The sequence below is a fragment of the Acinetobacter bouvetii DSM 14964 = CIP 107468 genome (genome assembly GCF_000368865.1).
In the GTDB taxonomy this organism is placed as follows: domain Bacteria; phylum Pseudomonadota; class Gammaproteobacteria; order Pseudomonadales; family Moraxellaceae; genus Acinetobacter; species Acinetobacter bouvetii.
In genome coordinates this window covers 111631-127090 of record NZ_KB849728.1, presented here as the reverse complement: position 1 = coordinate 127090, position 15460 = coordinate 111631, and the positions used below count along the sequence as shown (strand labels likewise).

16 protein-coding genes are annotated in these 15460 nt (G+C 46.8%); 3 read left to right on the top strand and 13 right to left on the bottom strand.

Going from position 1 to position 15460, the window contains the following annotated elements:
* The first annotated feature begins 58 nt into the window (after positions 1–58).
* Positions 59–703 carry an SRPBCC family protein gene (locus F941_RS13490; RefSeq protein WP_005012300.1) on the top strand — a complete coding sequence of 215 codons (645 nt, stop codon included), beginning with the start codon at positions 59–61 and terminating at the stop codon, positions 701–703.
* 22 nt (positions 704–725) lie between these two features.
* On the opposite strand, the gene F941_RS13485 is transcribed toward F941_RS13490, so the two are convergent.
* The gene (locus tag F941_RS13485) at positions 726–1160 is read right to left on the bottom strand and encodes a hypothetical protein (protein WP_005012298.1); all 435 of its coding nucleotides are present in this window, start codon (positions 1158–1160) and stop codon (positions 726–728) included.
* 97 nt (positions 1161–1257) lie between these two features.
* Between F941_RS13485 and F941_RS13480 the strand changes: the two genes are divergently transcribed.
* A complete protein-coding gene (locus F941_RS13480) occupies positions 1258–2703 on the top strand; it encodes an aminotransferase-like domain-containing protein (RefSeq protein ID WP_005012297.1) in 1446 nt (481 codons plus the stop codon).
* A gap of 63 nt (positions 2704–2766) precedes the next feature.
* Here F941_RS13480 and ahr read toward each other — a convergent pair whose 3' ends face one another.
* The 12 genes from ahr to F941_RS13420 all read right to left on the bottom strand — a co-directional run bounded on the left by ahr (position 2767) and on the right by F941_RS13420 (position 13255).
* The gene (gene ahr, locus F941_RS13475) at positions 2767–3789 is read right to left on the bottom strand and encodes an NADPH-dependent aldehyde reductase Ahr (protein ID WP_005012296.1); all 1023 of its coding nucleotides are present in this window, start codon (positions 3787–3789) and stop codon (positions 2767–2769) included.
* Positions 3790–3824: 35 nt separating this feature from the next.
* The gene (locus F941_RS13470; protein WP_005012287.1) at positions 3825–4379 is read right to left on the bottom strand and encodes a DNA-3-methyladenine glycosylase I; all 555 of its coding nucleotides are present in this window, start codon (positions 4377–4379) and stop codon (positions 3825–3827) included.
* A 33-nt stretch (positions 4380–4412) separates the two neighbouring features.
* The gene (locus F941_RS13465) at positions 4413–4658 is read right to left on the bottom strand and encodes a hypothetical protein (protein ID WP_005012281.1); all 246 of its coding nucleotides are present in this window, start codon (positions 4656–4658) and stop codon (positions 4413–4415) included.
* Between the two features lie 16 nt (positions 4659–4674).
* The gene (locus tag F941_RS13460) at positions 4675–5217 is read right to left on the bottom strand and encodes a M23 family metallopeptidase (protein WP_026253473.1); all 543 of its coding nucleotides are present in this window, start codon (positions 5215–5217) and stop codon (positions 4675–4677) included.
* A gap of 84 nt (positions 5218–5301) precedes the next feature.
* Complete coding sequence (gene mutY, locus F941_RS13455) at positions 5302–6330, bottom strand: A/G-specific adenine glycosylase (RefSeq protein WP_005012272.1); 1029 nt, start codon at positions 6328–6330, stop codon at positions 5302–5304.
* Between the two features lie 139 nt (positions 6331–6469).
* Entirely contained in the window at positions 6470–6829 is a 360-nt protein-coding gene (locus F941_RS13450; RefSeq protein WP_005012269.1) for an HIT family protein, read from the bottom strand.
* A gap of 50 nt (positions 6830–6879) precedes the next feature.
* The gene (locus F941_RS13445) at positions 6880–7626 is read right to left on the bottom strand and encodes a dienelactone hydrolase family protein (protein WP_005012267.1); all 747 of its coding nucleotides are present in this window, start codon (positions 7624–7626) and stop codon (positions 6880–6882) included.
* A gap of 202 nt (positions 7627–7828) precedes the next feature.
* Entirely contained in the window at positions 7829–8521 is a 693-nt protein-coding gene (locus F941_RS13440; RefSeq protein ID WP_005012266.1) for a BamJ family beta-barrel-assembly machinery protein, read from the bottom strand.
* 56 nt (positions 8522–8577) lie between these two features.
* Positions 8578–9291, bottom strand: coding sequence for a BamJ family beta-barrel-assembly machinery protein (locus tag F941_RS13435; protein ID WP_005012265.1), 714 nt, complete (start codon positions 9289–9291; stop codon positions 8578–8580).
* Positions 9292–9538: 247 nt separating this feature from the next.
* Complete coding sequence (locus tag F941_RS13430; RefSeq protein ID WP_005012264.1) at positions 9539–11731, bottom strand: polysaccharide biosynthesis tyrosine autokinase; 2193 nt, start codon at positions 11729–11731, stop codon at positions 9539–9541.
* Positions 11732–11750: 19 nt separating this feature from the next.
* Positions 11751–12179 carry a low molecular weight protein-tyrosine-phosphatase gene (locus F941_RS13425; RefSeq protein WP_005012263.1) on the bottom strand — a complete coding sequence of 143 codons (429 nt, stop codon included), beginning with the start codon at positions 12177–12179 and terminating at the stop codon, positions 11751–11753.
* Positions 12179–13255, bottom strand: a complete 1077-nt coding sequence (locus tag F941_RS13420) for a polysaccharide biosynthesis/export family protein (protein ID WP_081400547.1) — start codon at positions 13253–13255, stop codon at positions 12179–12181. Before F941_RS13420 ends, F941_RS13425 begins: the two co-directional genes overlap by 1 nt.
* A 907-nt stretch (positions 13256–14162) precedes the next feature.
* On the opposite strand from F941_RS13420, the gene tviB reads away from it, so the two are divergent.
* Complete coding sequence (gene tviB, locus F941_RS13415) at positions 14163–15440, top strand: Vi polysaccharide biosynthesis UDP-N-acetylglucosamine C-6 dehydrogenase TviB (protein ID WP_005012260.1); 1278 nt, start codon at positions 14163–14165, stop codon at positions 15438–15440.
* The last annotated feature ends 20 nt before the right edge of the window (positions 15441–15460 follow it).

Genomic DNA, 15460 nt, shown 5'->3' with positions numbered 1-15460 from the left:
ATCTGGATCAAAATCCGCTATAAAAATCATAGAAAACTAAAATAAGACGAACAATGGAATGAAAAAAGTCATATTGATGGCCTGTGCCGCAGCGCTGAGCGTTTCGGCACAGGCTGCGCCTGCGGGCAGCCCGAAACTTAGCTTGAATAAAAACAATATTAAGGTCTGGACCTATCAGGACAGTCAAAATCCCGTGATGATGTATAAAGCGGAAACAACGTTAAATGTGCCGATTGAGCAGGCTGTCGCGCTCATTTTAAATGTGGATCATGCGGTGGATTGGGTGCCGTTTTTGGGCAAGATGAAGCTGCTGTATCGGGATGATAAAAAAGGCGAGTTTCAGCTGTATATGGTGCTGGATTTTCCATTCCCGTTAAAAGACCGCGATTTAATTGTGCAGGGTAAAATGTCCAAAGATGCGCAGGGCATTATCAGCATTCAAAATAAAGCGCTAAAGAAAGGCTATCCGCTGAATAGCAATTATGTGCGCTTAACCAGTTACGAAGGCGACTGGGCCTTTCAAAAGCTGGGGCCGCAGAAAGTGAAGGTGTCGACCTACGGCTATGCCAATCCTGAGGGCTCTATTCCGCTGTCTGTGACCAATATGTTTGTGCAGCAGCAGCCTTATCAAATGCTGCAGAAAATGAAAGCGGAATTGGCAAAACCGCAAGGGGCGATTGAGCTGCCGGCCATTTTGAAATAGCCCGCATTAAGGCGCTTCAGCCCTATTCGGGCTGAACACTTTGCTCGGATGGAAGGCTGAATGCCGTGAGGGTTTTCAGCTGCATCGGTTCGGGCAGCTCAATACTTAACTGCGCGACAGCATTTTCATGCTGCGGATCAGACAATTTCAGCTGAAACTGGCGTGCAGACAGCTGTTCACAGGCAAAGCGCAGTTTCTGCTGCTGGGGCAGAATATTCATATGGTTTGATCCCTGCGCTTGATAGATATATAAGCGCTGACTCGCGGTGCTGTGGAGCGTGGGCTGTATTTTCCAAAGCTGATAATGCGTCAGTTTTTGAGACTTTAAAAATCCTTCAATCAATGCGCTGCAGATAAAGTTCTGCTGCTGCGCAGCGGCATTGGGCTGTTGAGGCTGGCAGGCCATCAGGCAAAGGCATAGGCTGAAAAGCGTGAAGGGCATTGTTATTGTTTTCATGAATCGCTCCTGTATCTGATTGAAAAACTGTACTGCAAGCTTAAATATGTTAATGTTTTGGGTACAGATACAGTAAATATTAAAAAATGGGTACAGTATGGCCTTTCAGTACCAGCTGCTGGCGCAGCAAATTACACAGAAAATTTATACCGGGGAACTGAGTGCAGATCAGCGCCTCAGTTCTTTGCGCCAGTTTGCAGCGCAGCAGCGGATCAGTTTGAATACAGCAAGAAGCTGCTATGAATTGCTGGAAGCCAATGGCTTGATTTACGTTAAAGAAAAGTCCGGCTATTTTGTGCAGGAGCAGGCGCCTGGCCGTGAAATTGCGGTGCCTGAGCATCCGGATTTTCAGCCCAAAGTTCGTGAAATTTCCAATTTGGAACTGCAAATTCAGATTCATGAAGCCGCGATTGACAGCAAGCTGATCCATTTAGGCTCGATTCAGCTTTCTCCCAACCTTGTTCCTTCTAAGGCGCTGAGCCGTTCGATACAGCGCGCCTTGAAGTACTGCAAGCCCGAAGATTTTTTATACAGTGACCGGCAGGGGCATGTGCGGCTGCGTGAAGCGCTGTCGGCGCATTGGTCTGAAGACGGCTTTCATATTGCCCCAGAGCAGATTTATGTCAGCAATGGCTGCATGCCGGCACTGTCGGTCATGATCCAAAGCTTAAGCGCGGAAGGGGACAGCATTATTGTTCCGACGCCCAATTATAATGGCCAGCTGCAGCTGCTGGCTTTGCTGAAACGTAAAATTATTGAAATTCCTGCAGATACCGAAGGCTTTGACTTGGAGCGGCTGGAACAGGCCATGCAGTATTCAGGCGCAAAACTTTGCCTGCTGACGGCTAATTTTCAAAACCCGCTGGGCTTTTGCCTCAGCAACGCGGAAAAGCAAAAGATTGCGCAGCTGGCGGCCAAATATCAATGCCATGTGATTGAAGATGATATCTACGCTGAGTGCAGCTTCAGTGCAGCGCGGCCTCTGCCCATTCAGTATTGGGACCAGCAGGGCTATGTGATTTATTGCGGTTCGGTTTCAAAATCCTTATCTCCCTCTTACCGCGTAGGCTGGTTCTGCATACCGCCGCGGCTGAAACATTTGCATGCCAAATTGATAATTCAGAATATTTCAGTCAATACGCCTTTGCAGCTGGGGCTGGCGGATTTAATTTACAGCCGGGCATACCGCCAGCATTTGAGCCAGCTGCGCCCGAAACTCATGAAGCAGGTGGAACAGTACCGGCAGTTTATTGTGCAGGCTTTTGCAGGTGTGGCGGTGAGGATCAATCATCCTCAGGGCAGTTATGCTTTATGGCTGCAGTTTCCTGAGCACGTGGACGGTTTGGCGCTGTACTATCACGCGCTGCAGCAAGGCATCAATATTGTGCCTGGACTGCTGTTTGGGGAGGACCGGCGCTATAACAACTGCATTCGCCTGAATGCCGGCCATGAACTCTCGGCAGAAATTCAGCAGGCCATATTGCAGCTGGCGCATTGGGTGAAGCATGGGCTCTCAACAGCTGTGCAGGTGAATGCATCCTGAATAACGGCGCATAAAAAGCCTGCTTAGCAGCAGGCTTTTTATGCTGTGCACATGCCAGCCGTTTTAAAAATCCGCTTTCAGCACCACACGGTAGCGGGCTTGCCCTGAATGCAGGCGCTCGATGGCTTCATTCAACTGTGACATGGGATACAGTTCGATTTGCGGCGCAATGTTTTTGCGTGCAGCGAATTTGAGCAGCTGACGCAATGCTGCAGGTGAGCCTGTCGGCGAACCCGTGATGGACTTGGCTCCGCCGATTAGGCTGCCTGCATTCAGCTTGATGGGTTCCAGAGGCAAGCCTAGCAGATGGATTGTGCCATTCGGCGCCAGTGTACTGATATAGGCCGGCCAATTGAGCGGGACATTCACGGTGCTGAGGATTAGATCAAACTTGCCCCGCTGGGTTTTAAGCGCATCCACATCACGGCTATTCACCACATGGTCTGCGCCCATGGCCTTGAGCTCTTTAGTTTTGTCGAGGTTCGAGGTGAACGCAGTAATTTCACAGCCCCATGCCTTGAGCAGCTTAATCGCGATATGCCCTAAACCGCCAATGCCAATCACTCCGACATGGTGAATGGCTTGAATTTGGTGTTTTAAAATCGGATCAAAAACGGTAATGCCGCCGCACAATAAAGGACCTGCGGACTCAGGGTCCAGCTCTTCAGGCAAAGGAATAATCCACTGCCAGCCTGCGCGGACTTTGTCGGCAAAGCCGCCAGCATGGCCGACGATGGTTGCTGTTGATCCGCCAGTACAGAGCACCTGCTGGCCCGATACACAGGGGTCACAGTGCTGGCAGCTTTCTGCTGTCCAGCCAATACCGACGCGCTGTCCAAGTTTAAGCCCTTTGGCTTCGGAGCCTAAGCGGCGGATGGTGCCGATAATTTCATGGCCCGCGACAACCGGATAGACCGAAGAGTTCCATTCATTGTTAATCACCGAAACATCGGAATGGCACAAGCCGCAGTATTCGACTTTGACTTCGACCTGATGCGGCTGCAGTTCGCCTGCATCGAATTGATAGGGCTGCAAAGCTGCGCCCGCCTGCATCGCCGCATAAGCGCGAATGGTGTTATCCGTCATATCTTATATCCTTATTTACCTGTTTTTATGTGCTTTTATTTAAAATGGCAGCTGTTTTCATGGTCATTGACCATGCCCACCGCTTGCATAAAGGCATAGCAGGTGGTGGGTCCGACAAATTTAAAGCCCTGTTTTTTCAGATTTTTTGACATATTTTGGCTTTGAAGCGTCTGCGCAGGCGCTGTGCGGTAGTCCGGGACATCATTGTTGATGGCGTGCTGCTCGACAAAGTTCCAGAGCCACTCGACAGGGTTGATGCCTTGCTGTTTCAGCGCTTGCCATGCAACCGCATTGTCACGAATGGCGGTCAGCTTTCCGATATGGCGAATTAAGCCTGCATCTTGGACTTTCTCGGCTAAGTCTATATCACTGAAAGCCGCAATCTGCTCGATGGAATGTTGGAAAAACTGGCGGTGATAATGTTCGCGCTTTTTCAGGACGGTAATCCAAGACAGCCCGGCTTGCTGGCCTTCGAGGCAGAGCATCGCGAATAGCTGTTTTTCATCATGCAGCGGCTGACCCCACTCATGATCATGGTAAGCAATATAGAGCGGGTCATTGGAACACCAGCCGCAGCGCTGCGCAGTCATTCGAATCCTCCTAAATTATAAAGCGGCAGGGCCTTAGAGCTTAAATTCAGCCCATTGACTGCCTTGATTGTCCCAGTAGGATAATTCGGCCTGATCCAGGTCTGTAAACTGAATCCAGACGTCTTTACCGGATTTATCGGCATAGCCGGTGCTGATTAATAAGGCTTCTTCAGTAATTTCCATAATCCAGCCTTGATAGCTTTGTCCGGCTAAGACAATTTTCTGCTGATTGCCTGATTCAGCAAATTCGACTAGACGGTTGATCAATGCTTCTGACATGAATAATTCCTAACAATTAGCGTAAATAAGGGAAGGGGTTGACTGCGCCGCGGCCTTTGCCATTCAGGTAAATCCCGTAATGCAAGTGCGGCGCGGTGCTGCGCGCATTGCCGGTATTGCCGACGTAGCCGATCAGATCGCCTTTCTTGACTGTGTCGCCGACATTCAGGCCGTGCTTGTGGCTGTCTAAATGCGCATAGTAATGCCATGATCCCGCAGGCCCCATGACCCAGATCACTTTACCACCCAAATTGTTATTGCGTAAGTCAGCAATCAGCCCGTCTGTAGCGCTGTATACTTTTGTTCCACGTGGAGCCAAGATGTCAATGCCTTCATGCGCGCGGCCTTGGCTGCGTGAAGCGCCCCAAGTATCTTTGAGTCCATGACGCTTAATGCCCTGAACGGGGACAGGCAGCTGCTGAGCTAAACGCATATTTTTCAGCTGCTGGACTTTTGAGGCAGGCAGCGGGCTTCCGCTTGGCGCAGGCGGCGCGGTGCGGCAAGCTGCGAGCAGCAGAAGCACAAAACTTAAACTGGCAAGCGCAGAAAGGCGGGGCAAACAATAGCGCACGGACAATCCTTTATTCTTTCAGTGATCTAATTTTAAAGTGTCAGGTTAAACCCAATGGATTACCTGACTATGTCACAGTTGAATTGCCGAGATCAATTTTTTCATCGCGGTTGGGATGCCCATTTCTGTGACGTTTTGTATGTCTAGCCATGTGCTGGCCAGTTCTATACTGAAATGTTCGAGCTGATCGGCATCCGCCTCAAAGCAAAGCGCTTCAAGCTGCCAAGTGAAATGGGTGAAACTATGTGAAATTCCAGCGCGTTGCGAGACTTGTTTCAGCCCTAGGCTTTGGCACAGCTGCGTGAGTTCATCACGGTTTTCAAAAATAGGTAAACACCATAAACCGCCCCACAGTCCGCTATTCGGGCGCTGCTGCCACAGCCACTGATTGTGATGGCGCAGCACCAAAACTTGGGCAGACTTCACAGGCACAGCTTTCTTGGGCTTTTTAAAAGGCAATTCATTTTCTAGCCCTTGTGCATGGGCTTTACAGTGCTGCTGCATCGGGCAGCATAAACACAGCGGTTTTTTCGGGGTACACACGGTTGCCCCCAAATCCATGATGGCTTGGGTATAGTCATGGTTGCGTTCAGTTGGACAAAGTTCAGCGGCCAGTTGCCACATGCTGCGCTCATGCACGGGTTTAGACAGATCATCTTCAATGGCGAAAAAGCGCGCGAGCACGCGTTTGACATTGCCGTCCATGATGACGCCGTACTGGCGCAATCCTAAAGACATCAGTGCGCCTGCAGTAGATGGGCCAATGCCCGGCAGTTCTATCCATTGTTCCAAGGTTTCAGGAAAATGCCCCTGGCGGGCCACGACCCCTGCGGCTTTATGCAGATTGCGTGCGCGGGCATAGTAGCCCAGGCCTGCCCAGTAGGGCGCAACCTCATCCCATGATGCTGTCCCTAAAGCTTCAACCGTTGGGAAGCGTTCGATAAAACGCTCGAAGTATTGCAGCACGGTTTTGACTTGGGTCTGCTGCAGCATAATTTCAGACACCCAGACTTTATAGGGATCATCTGCCACTTGCCAAGGCAGGTCATGGCGGCCATGAACATCGAACCAAGACAGCAGGACATCTGAAAATACAAACATAGAAGTGAACAGCAAACAGAAAAACTGCCTCAGTATACATGGAATCTTTTCAGGAGTTTTCCGCATCTGCAGAATAATGAAATCTGCTTAAGGCGGACAAAAAAAGGATCCGAAGATCCTTTTTGACATGCAGGAATTTTCAGCCTGCCATGCCCCAGCGCTCATCCAGCGTTAAGGCCTGATTTTCATAGCGCGGAATAATATGAATATGCAAATGTTCAATGGATTCCCCAAACACTGTGCCGTCATTGAAACCAATATGGAAGCCTGTAGGATGATGGAGCAGGTTCAGTTCATTGCGGGCTTGTTCCAGTAAAGCCATCAGGCTTTTCCGCTCTTTATCGGTAATGTCAAAAAAAGAGCGGACATGGCGCAAGGGAATAATGACGCAATGGCCTTTTGACAGGCTGTGAGGTTCTGGCAAGATGGCACCAAAGTCATTTTTTGCAATTGCGTCATATTCATCATAATTGCAGTAAGGGCAGTTGCTGTCAGTCATTGTTCAATCCTCCAAATCAGTATTCAGTTCAACTTCATTTAGCGTTTTGCTTATTCTTTGCTTTTCAGCTGGCGATCCAGCAGCGCATACATTGCATCCAGACTGCCTTTTTCCGCAGCTGCGTTATAGCCTAAATCAACACCGTTGGCTTTGGCGCGCTCGTCGGCCAATGGATTGCTGAAGCCATGCTTTGCATTTTCAAAAATAATCACTTCGTGCTCGACTTTGGCTGCATGCATTTCCTGACGGAAGGCTGCGACATCGTCTAAGGTGACCATGCTGTCCAGCTCGCCGTGCATCACTAAAATTTCCGCTTTAACTTTGCCTTCCTGAGCCGGAGCTTTTGGCGCCAATGCGGCATGGAAGGTTGCAACAGCGCGCAAATCGGCGCCTGAGCGGGCTAAGTCCAGGACCACTTTGCCGCCATAGCAGAAGCCGATCGCCGCAAGCTTGGCTGCATTGACTTCTTGCTGCTGCGCCAAAGTGTTTAATCCAGCCGCTGCGCGGACAACAATGGTTTCAGGGTCTTCGAAAGTCTGCATCATCCATGCGGAGGCGTCACTGACCGCAGTGGTAACTTTTTTACCGCCATACATATCAATGGCCAAGGCAGCATAGCCATGTTCAGCCAATTCGCGTGCGCGCTGCTCTGTATATTCATTGCGGCCCCACCATTCAGGCGCAACAATCACTCCCGGCACGGCAGCATCAGTTTCAGGCGCTGCAAAATAGCCGATCAGTTTGGCGCCGTCGGCAGCAGTATATTCGATTTCACGTGTTTTAATTTTCAGTGCCATGTATCGCTCCCTGTTTGATGGCCAATGCCATGATTAAAGCATAATAATCTGATTTTATTAATAATGATTAAGAAAAGGATGTATATTCACCGGCAGCAGGCGAAATGAAAAAAAGATAAAAATACGCTAAAGAGTACATCAGCGGTGCGGATAAAAGCATACAGCGCATTAAAGCGCTGCATGCTGAAAAAATTGTAATGATTTATTTGGCGGCGATTTCAATCAGCTCAACATCAAAAATAAGAGTGCTGTTAGGCTCAATGGCATCACCCGAACCGATTTGCCCATATGCTAAATTGGCAGGAATGAAAAAGCGGTATTTGGCGCCTTCCTTCATCAGCTGAAGGCCTTCGGTCCAGCCTTGGATCACTTGGCTGACTTGGAAGCTGGCCGGCTGATTGCGCGCAATAGAACTGTCAAAAACCGTGCCGTCAATCAAGCGGCCTTCATAGTCTACTTTTACAGTAGAGTTCACCTTTGGCGATTTGCCTTGGCCTTCTTTCAATACCTGATACTGCAGGCCGGATTTAGTCACTTTCACATCCGCTTTTTTTGCATTCTCTGCTAAAAAAGCGGCGCCGATTTTTGCATTCTGCTCGGCTTTCTGCTTGAGTTCAATCAGCTGTTTTGCTTCAGACTGTTTTTTATACTGAGTCAGTACGCGGGTTATTTCTTCATCGCTGAGAGATGCGTTTTTGCCTTGAGTCGCTGTTTTCAAGCCTTCAATAAATGCATTCACATCCATATCTTTCATGGCGTCTGCATTGCTGCGGCCGAAACTGTAGCCGAAGCTGTAGCCGACTTGTTCTGATATGCTGCTTTTGTTGTTAATTTCTTTGGCAAATGTACTGCTGGCGCATAGTGCAAGGCAGAGCAGGGTCATCTGAATTTTCATAGGCATCTCAAAAAATAAAGAAAGGAGAGCGTAGCCGGCTCTCCTTAAAATTTTTGTTATTTCACTTTAATCAGTTCAACATCAAATATTAAAGTACTGTTTGGCGGAATCGTTCCCGGTACGCCTTGCTCACCGTAGCCCAGATTAGATGGAATATACAGTGTGGCTTTGCCGCCTTCCTTCATCAGCTGAAGGCCTTCAGTCCAGCCCGGAATCACCTGATTCAGCGGAAATTCAATCGGTTCGCCGCGCGCAATCGAGCTGTCAAAGACTTTGCCGTCCACCAGCTGGCCTTTATAATGCACCGTCACCACAGAATTTGCAGCCGGCTGTTTGCCTGTGCCTTCCTGCGTGATTTTATACTGCAGGCCGGATGCTGTTGTTATCACGCCAGGCTTTTTCGCATTCTCAGCTAAGAAAGAATCACTGCTGGTTTTTGCTTGCTTTGTTTGATCCAGCTGCTTTTGCTGCATTTCCTGCTGGAACTGAACATAGGCCTGCTGCAGTTCTTCTTCGGTATAGGCTGGCTGAGCGCGCGCATGGCCGGCGCGGACACCGGTAACAAAACTGTCAATGTTAAGTTCAGGCGGTGTCTGGTGCGCAACTTCGTAGCCCAAAGCATAGCTGATCTTTTCTACTGCTGACGCATTTGCAGGAGGCTGGGTGGAAGTCGCTGCCTGCACAGCAGGCTTTTGAGTTGCATAATAAACTGGAACAAGCGCAGCACCGCCTAGAAGAACAGCGACAGCAATGGGTAGGGCCTTACTCATAAATTTTCCCACAATTATTTTATATGTAAAAAGTTGCCAAAATTTTAGCAGACTTTTCTCAGCAGCAGTTTTCTAAAGTGACTGCAGCCCAGAAAATTATCATAGACATCTTTAGGGTATTATTCTATAAAATACTGAATATATAAAACATTTTTCATACAATAATGCGAAAAAGGCGCTTATTGAATTTATCCTTTAAAAACTCAAAAAGCCAGTGTCGGCACTGGCTTTTTGGATTGAAAAACAATTAATCCTGTTCTTTGGCCGCCTTGTAGCCATAAGAATAGTTATAGCCGTAGCCATATCCATAACCGCCGGCCGCGCGCTGAATGTCATTCAGAATGATGCCGTTGACTTTCACGCCCACTTGTTCAAAGCGGTTGACGGTAAGTTCCAGCTCTTTCATCTGTGTTTTCGCATAACGGGCAATTACTAGGTTCACGCCTGTATATTGTGAAATGATAATGCCGTCAGTCACGGCAAGCACTGGCGGAGTATCAATAATGATATGGTCAAACATTGGCGTCAGCTGTTCCAGCAGGGCTGCAAATTTTGCTGAACTGAGCAGCTCTGATGGATTTGTCGGATTTTTGCCGCGGGTAATGACGCTTAAGCCCGCAATTTCCGTTGGCTTAATAATGGCGTCCAGTTCCTGAAAGCCATTCAGATAATCAGCAAGGCCTGGCTGATTATCGGTGTTGAAGTATTTGTGCAAATAGCCGCGGCGCATGTCTGCATCAATGATGAGCACACGTTTAGCGCTTTGCGCTAGAATGGCGGCCAGGTTGGTTGAAATAAACGACTTGCCGACTTCTGGCGCAGGGCCAGAAATCATAATGATATTATTTTTCGCTGCGCTTAAGGCAAAGTGAATGGCGGTACGCATGCTGCGCAGGCTTTCAATGGCAATGTCATCGCCATTTTTAACCGCAAGTACAGGAATATGCTTTTTCTTTTTCAGCAATTTTATGCGGCTTTCTTGCATAGGTGAACGCGGCACAGTGGCATAAACAGGCAAGTCCAGCTCATTTTCAATTTGGGTAGAATCTTTAATGCCGGAACGCATCATATTGCGCAGCAAGGCCAGCAAGGTGCCTAAGAAGCCGCCGAGGAAAATAGACAGAATTAAAATCTGCAATTTTTTGGGCGCAATCGGTTCAATCGGCTCAACCGCCGTATCGACGACACGGACATTGCCGATTTCGCCTGCTTTGGCAATGCGCAATTGCTGATAAGAGTTCAGCAGGGCGGTATACAGCTGGGTTTTAACTTCCACTTCGCGGTATAGCTGCAAATAGCGGCGCTGCAAGTCAGGCAGCTGTTTTAAGGTGCCTTCCAGTTCGCCGATTTTCTTATTTAATGCCGTCAGCTGGGCATTCATTTGCTGCATTACCGGATGCTCACTGGTATATTTCGCGCCTGCTTCAGCGACTTTCTGTTCCAGTTCCGCTTTTTGCGTTTCTAAAGTAACGCTTTGGGTCAAATACAGTTCAGATTCTTTGGTGACATCAACCGTATTGTATTGCTGACGGAATTTGTTGAATTCACGTTCTGCAACATCCAGCTGTTTTTTCAGATCCGGCAATTGTTCATCCAGGAACTTCAAGGTCTGCGCGCTTTCAGCCGAACGGCGTTCAATATTTTGCTGGCTGTAGGCGGCCAATATTGAATTCAATACTTTGGTGATGTGCTGTTTATCTTGGCCTTGATAATTTAAACCCAGCACGCCGGTCATTTTGCCTTTTTCAGCAACAGCGTAATTTGCCAAAATACTGTCGACGGCTGCAGGCAAAGACTGTTTTTCGATTAAGTAAGCATCTTTAAATTGATCTTGGCTGAAAATCGAGACTTGCCATAGGCCTTGCGGAGTCTGCAGCTGATTATTGGCATTGATGCTGCCGCTAAATACAGTCTGATCAGTTTTTGGATCTATTATATTGAGTTTATTGCCTGCAAAATGCAGTTCCAGCTGTTTATCCCGATAGGCTGCCGGAACAATAAATTTACGCACTTCAAATGCTTTTTCGTCATCTTTGAACACAACAGATTTTGACAGATACTCTGTGCTGTAGTCATGCGGCGCAAATAGACGGTCTGTAAAAGAATTTTGCGTACCGGAAATTTTCAAATCTAAATTCAGATTTTGAATGACGGTGCCTAAGACCAAGCGTGATTTTAAGATTTCGATTTCGGCTTGAGCGGGCTGCTTTTGATCAATCATACTGGACAGATCGCCCAGTAAGGCTGCTGAAGCGCCTTTGCTTTCTTCGACTTGAACCAATGCATTGACTGCATAAGTATCTGGCGTTGCTCTAAGATACAGCAGTGCGCACACTAAACTTAAGATGACGCAAAGCGCAATCAGCTTCCATTGCGCGATTAAAGAAAAAAACAGTTCTTTTAAGTCAATTGTATCTTCAGTATTGGTATTTTGGCTCATAATCGTAGTTCAAATTCAGTTAAATATGTTTTTTCCAGTCTGCAGCATACTGCTGAATCAGCTGACAGGTCTCATCAAATACAGATTGATCATGCCGATAGGGATCAGCCACATTCTTACCTTGCCAGTGCCCGAGGCGGAAGGTCTTGCCTTTCGCAAATGGCCAAGCTTGTTCGATGTGCTTTTGCTGATTTTGACTCATGACCAAAATCAAATCTGCCTGTTTAATTAATTCTGCGTTCAGCTTGCGCGCAACGTGTCCAGACATGTCAATGCCTAAGCGCTGCATGCACAGCTGCGCTTTTTCATCTGCTGAATGGCCAGTAAGTCCGGAGATTCCCGCGGAATGAATGCGCAAAGCGGGATATTCCTGTTTGAAAAAATATTCCGCCATGGGGCTTCTGCAAATATTGCCAATGCAGACCACCAAAATATTATTAATCTGCATTATTGTCCCAAACGGTCCATATTATAAATCATGTTGGAGAATGGAATAACTTGGTTGATAATCCGCTGCCAGCGCGCCAAGCCTGAAGCATCTACATAAATAATATCGTTGCTGCGCAGCTTGAACTGATTGGCAAGGCCAAAATCGCCAATGCTGGTGAGATTCAAATGATAAATTTCAGTCATCGGATTGCTTGGACTGCTGCGCACCACATAAATTTTTCCGCGGCTGGCAGATAGTGGATTCAAACCTAAACTTTCACCTAAAGCATCGCTCAAAGTCATGCCTTGGTCGCGCATCGGCAGAGACTGGTTTTTGCCGGATTCGCCCATGACATAAACTTTTTGATTTTCCCGGGAATTGACGTAAATCGTGTCATTCGGCTGAATCAGCAAATTATGCAGAGAGTAGCCAGCCTTTTCCAGCTCAATACTATTTAGGTTATAGGTTTGCCCTTGGCGCACTAAAGTGATGGAGGTGTTATCGCCGTATTGGGTATTGACGCCGCCCGCCATGCCTAAAGCGCTATAAATGCTGACAGGCTGATCACTCAAAGAAAATTGCCCGCCTTTCATGACGTTGCCTTGTACCGAAAAACGCTGCCCCTGATATGATAAAACCCGTGCAACTACGTCTGGGGTTTTAAGGTAGCGTGAGAGCTGGCTGCGCAATTCCTGATTGACTTGATTTAAAGTTTTGCCGGCAGCCTTATAACGGCCGATAACCGGAAATTGAATATAGCCTTGCTGATCAATCTGGTAGCCGTTGGAATTAATGGCTTCTTCGTTGTTTATTGTATTGGTTGGCGGGGTGATTTCCGGATAGGCCCATAAATAAATGGATAAGATATCGCCAGGGCTTAAGCGGTAATTTTTATGTCCAGCATGAAATAAATTGGCATAACTTTGCTGATTGATTTGAGCTGGCTGTACAGCCGCTAAGCTCTCCTGAGTAAGCTGTACTACGTTGACTTGAGTTCCTAAGTCAGTTTGGTAAACACCTTCACTGGGCAAATCATAGGTCTGCAGGCCTGAAGTTATGGCGCAGCCCGTCATTCCTAGACTTAATGCCAACATAATGCTGTAACGGTAGTAACTCACTCGAAATCCTGTTTTATAAAAATAATAAGTTGCTTAATTAGGCTGAATATACCCAAAATATAAATTTAAAACGGTATGATTTTATACCAGCATTGTTATGGAATATACCATAAGATGCCGCTGATTCGCACGCATTTTAAGTATACAGCTTGCACTGGTTTAATTATGTATCAAAAAATAGTTGAACTGTTTATTCATAGCCTTATTGAAAAATAATATGAACTATCTTAGGCGGTTATGGAATCAGGCTTGATTCAAAATGCGGAGAATCCTCTGAATAAGCCAGTATTATAAAGTTGATTGAATGTTTGAATTAAAAAATATTAATAAAAATAATACATTAAGTGCGGTTTTGGTTTTTGTGCAGGCAGTGGGGTGGATATCTGCTGTGCTCAATCAGGATGTTTCTAAGAGCAGCGGTTATTGTATTTGTGCCGAATGCTTGGATTTTTTTATCTCCTAGATAATGAATTAAACTGTTTGCCTTCTTGTATAAATTATGTGACATAAGCTGCAATTATACTTCAGCTGGTCATTTATTTTGGATGGATTATGCAGCGGATGCCATTCAGATTGCATGGTCTGTATTGATGCAGTTAGCGGGTGGATAGAGATTTGAAATATTTGCCGCGCTTTCTAAATTTTTGAGGAAGTGTGTATTTTAGAATGGTTTTGTACAAAGCGCTTCATCATTAATTGATCGGCTTTATTATAATGAATCTGCCGGGTTCTCATTCTTTGGCGGATTTCAACAGTTTGCAGGGTTCGGGATTTTGAATTTTCATAATATTTTACAACATCATTTAGATCTGATTTCTGCTATATTATAAGGCTCTTTACAACGTAACGATGAATCACAATACATCGATGGCACAGGCTTTATATGTTACAACTATCTGAACTGAAAATAGCAATTATTGGGCTAGGTTATGTTGGTTTGCCGTTAGCGGTCGAGTTTGGAAAACAGGTGCCAGTGGTTGGCTTTGATATCCATCAAAAACGCATTGATGAGTTGCAGAGCGGACAGGACCATACTTTAGAAGTATCTCCAGAAGAATTAAAACAAGCGGCTTTTTTAAGCTATACCACTGATTTGCAGCAGCTGAGCGGCTGCAATTTTTTCATTGTGACCGTGCCAACGCCAATTGATGAATACAAGCAGCCTGATTTAAGCCCTTTGGTCAAAGCCTCAGAGAGCATTGCTAAAGTGCTGAAAAAAGGCGATATCGTGGTTTATGAGTCAACCGTCTATCCTGGCGCGACAGAAGAAGTGTGCATTCCTGTTTTAGAAAAAAACTCAGGACTTAGCTTCAATCAAGATTTTTATGCAGGCTACAGCCCTGAGCGGATCAATCCCGGTGATAAATTGCACCGTGTCACCAATATTCTGAAAATCACTTCTGGCTCAACGCCAGAAGTTGCCGAATATGTCGATCAAGTTTACAACTTGATTATTGAAGCAGGCACGCATAAAGCGGCCAGTATCAAAGTAGCAGAAGCGGCGAAAGTGATTGAGAACACGCAGCGTGATGTCAATATTGCTTTAATTAATGAGCTGGCGCTGATTTTTAATAAAATGGGCATTGATACTGAAGCCGTGTTAAATGCTGCCGGCACAAAATGGAATTTTCTGCCGTTTCGCCCCGGTTTGGTGGGCGGTCACTGTATTGGCGTTGACCCGTACTATTTAACCCATAAGGCGCAGGCCATAGGTTATAACCCGGAAATTATTTTAGCGGGCCGCCGTTTAAATGACGGCATGGGCGCTTATGTGGTGACCCAGCTGGTCAAAGCCATGCTGAAAAAACGCATTCAGGTTGAAGATGCCAAAGTCTTGATTTTAGGCTTAAGCTTTAAAGAAAACTGCCCGGATATCCGCAATACCCGCATTATTGATATTGTGAATGAACTGAAAGAATATCATGTCAATGTAGATGTGCATGACCCTTGGGTGGATGCGGCTGAAGCGGAGCATGAGTACGGCATTCAGCCGATTCAAACGGTTGAGCAAGGCCAATATGATGCTGTGATTTTAGCGGTTGCGCATGAGCAGTTTAAAGCGATGGGCGCGGCAGAAATCCGCGCTTTGGGCAAGGCTGAACATGTGCTGTATGATCTGAAATATGTCCTGTCAGAGGCTGAATCAGATATCCGTTTATAAGCGTGCTGAAAGGAAAGATC

Excerpts from the sequence above, each read along its gene's own strand:
- F941_RS13490 (WP_005012300.1), top strand. The coding sequence starts at position 59 with ATGAAAAAAGTCATATTGATGGCCTGTGCCGCAGCGCTGAGCGTTTCG.
- F941_RS13485 (WP_005012298.1), bottom strand. The coding sequence starts at position 1,160 with ATGAAAACAATAACAATGCCCTTCACGCTTTTCAGCCTATGCCTTTGC.
- F941_RS13480 (WP_005012297.1), top strand. The coding sequence starts at position 1,258 with ATGGCCTTTCAGTACCAGCTGCTGGCGCAGCAAATTACACAGAAAATT.
- ahr (WP_005012296.1), bottom strand. The coding sequence starts at position 3,789 with ATGACGGATAACACCATTCGCGCTTATGCGGCGATGCAGGCGGGCGCA.
- F941_RS13470 (WP_005012287.1), bottom strand. The coding sequence starts at position 4,379 with ATGACTGCGCAGCGCTGCGGCTGGTGTTCCAATGACCCGCTCTATATT.
- F941_RS13465 (WP_005012281.1), bottom strand. The coding sequence starts at position 4,658 with ATGTCAGAAGCATTGATCAACCGTCTAGTCGAATTTGCTGAATCAGGC.
- mutY (WP_005012272.1), bottom strand. The coding sequence starts at position 6,330 with ATGTTTGTATTTTCAGATGTCCTGCTGTCTTGGTTCGATGTTCATGGC.
- F941_RS13450 (WP_005012269.1), bottom strand. The coding sequence starts at position 6,829 with ATGACTGACAGCAACTGCCCTTACTGCAATTATGATGAATATGACGCA.
- F941_RS13445 (WP_005012267.1), bottom strand. The coding sequence starts at position 7,626 with ATGGCACTGAAAATTAAAACACGTGAAATCGAATATACTGCTGCCGAC.
- F941_RS13440 (WP_005012266.1), bottom strand. The coding sequence starts at position 8,521 with ATGAAAATTCAGATGACCCTGCTCTGCCTTGCACTATGCGCCAGCAGT.
- F941_RS13435 (WP_005012265.1), bottom strand. The coding sequence starts at position 9,291 with ATGAGTAAGGCCCTACCCATTGCTGTCGCTGTTCTTCTAGGCGGTGCT.
- F941_RS13430 (WP_005012264.1), bottom strand. The coding sequence starts at position 11,731 with ATGAGCCAAAATACCAATACTGAAGATACAATTGACTTAAAAGAACTG.
- F941_RS13425 (WP_005012263.1), bottom strand. The coding sequence starts at position 12,179 with ATGCAGATTAATAATATTTTGGTGGTCTGCATTGGCAATATTTGCAGA.
- F941_RS13420 (WP_081400547.1), bottom strand. The coding sequence starts at position 13,255 with ATGTTGGCATTAAGTCTAGGAATGACGGGCTGCGCCATAACTTCAGGC.
- tviB (WP_005012260.1), top strand. The coding sequence starts at position 14,163 with ATGTTACAACTATCTGAACTGAAAATAGCAATTATTGGGCTAGGTTAT.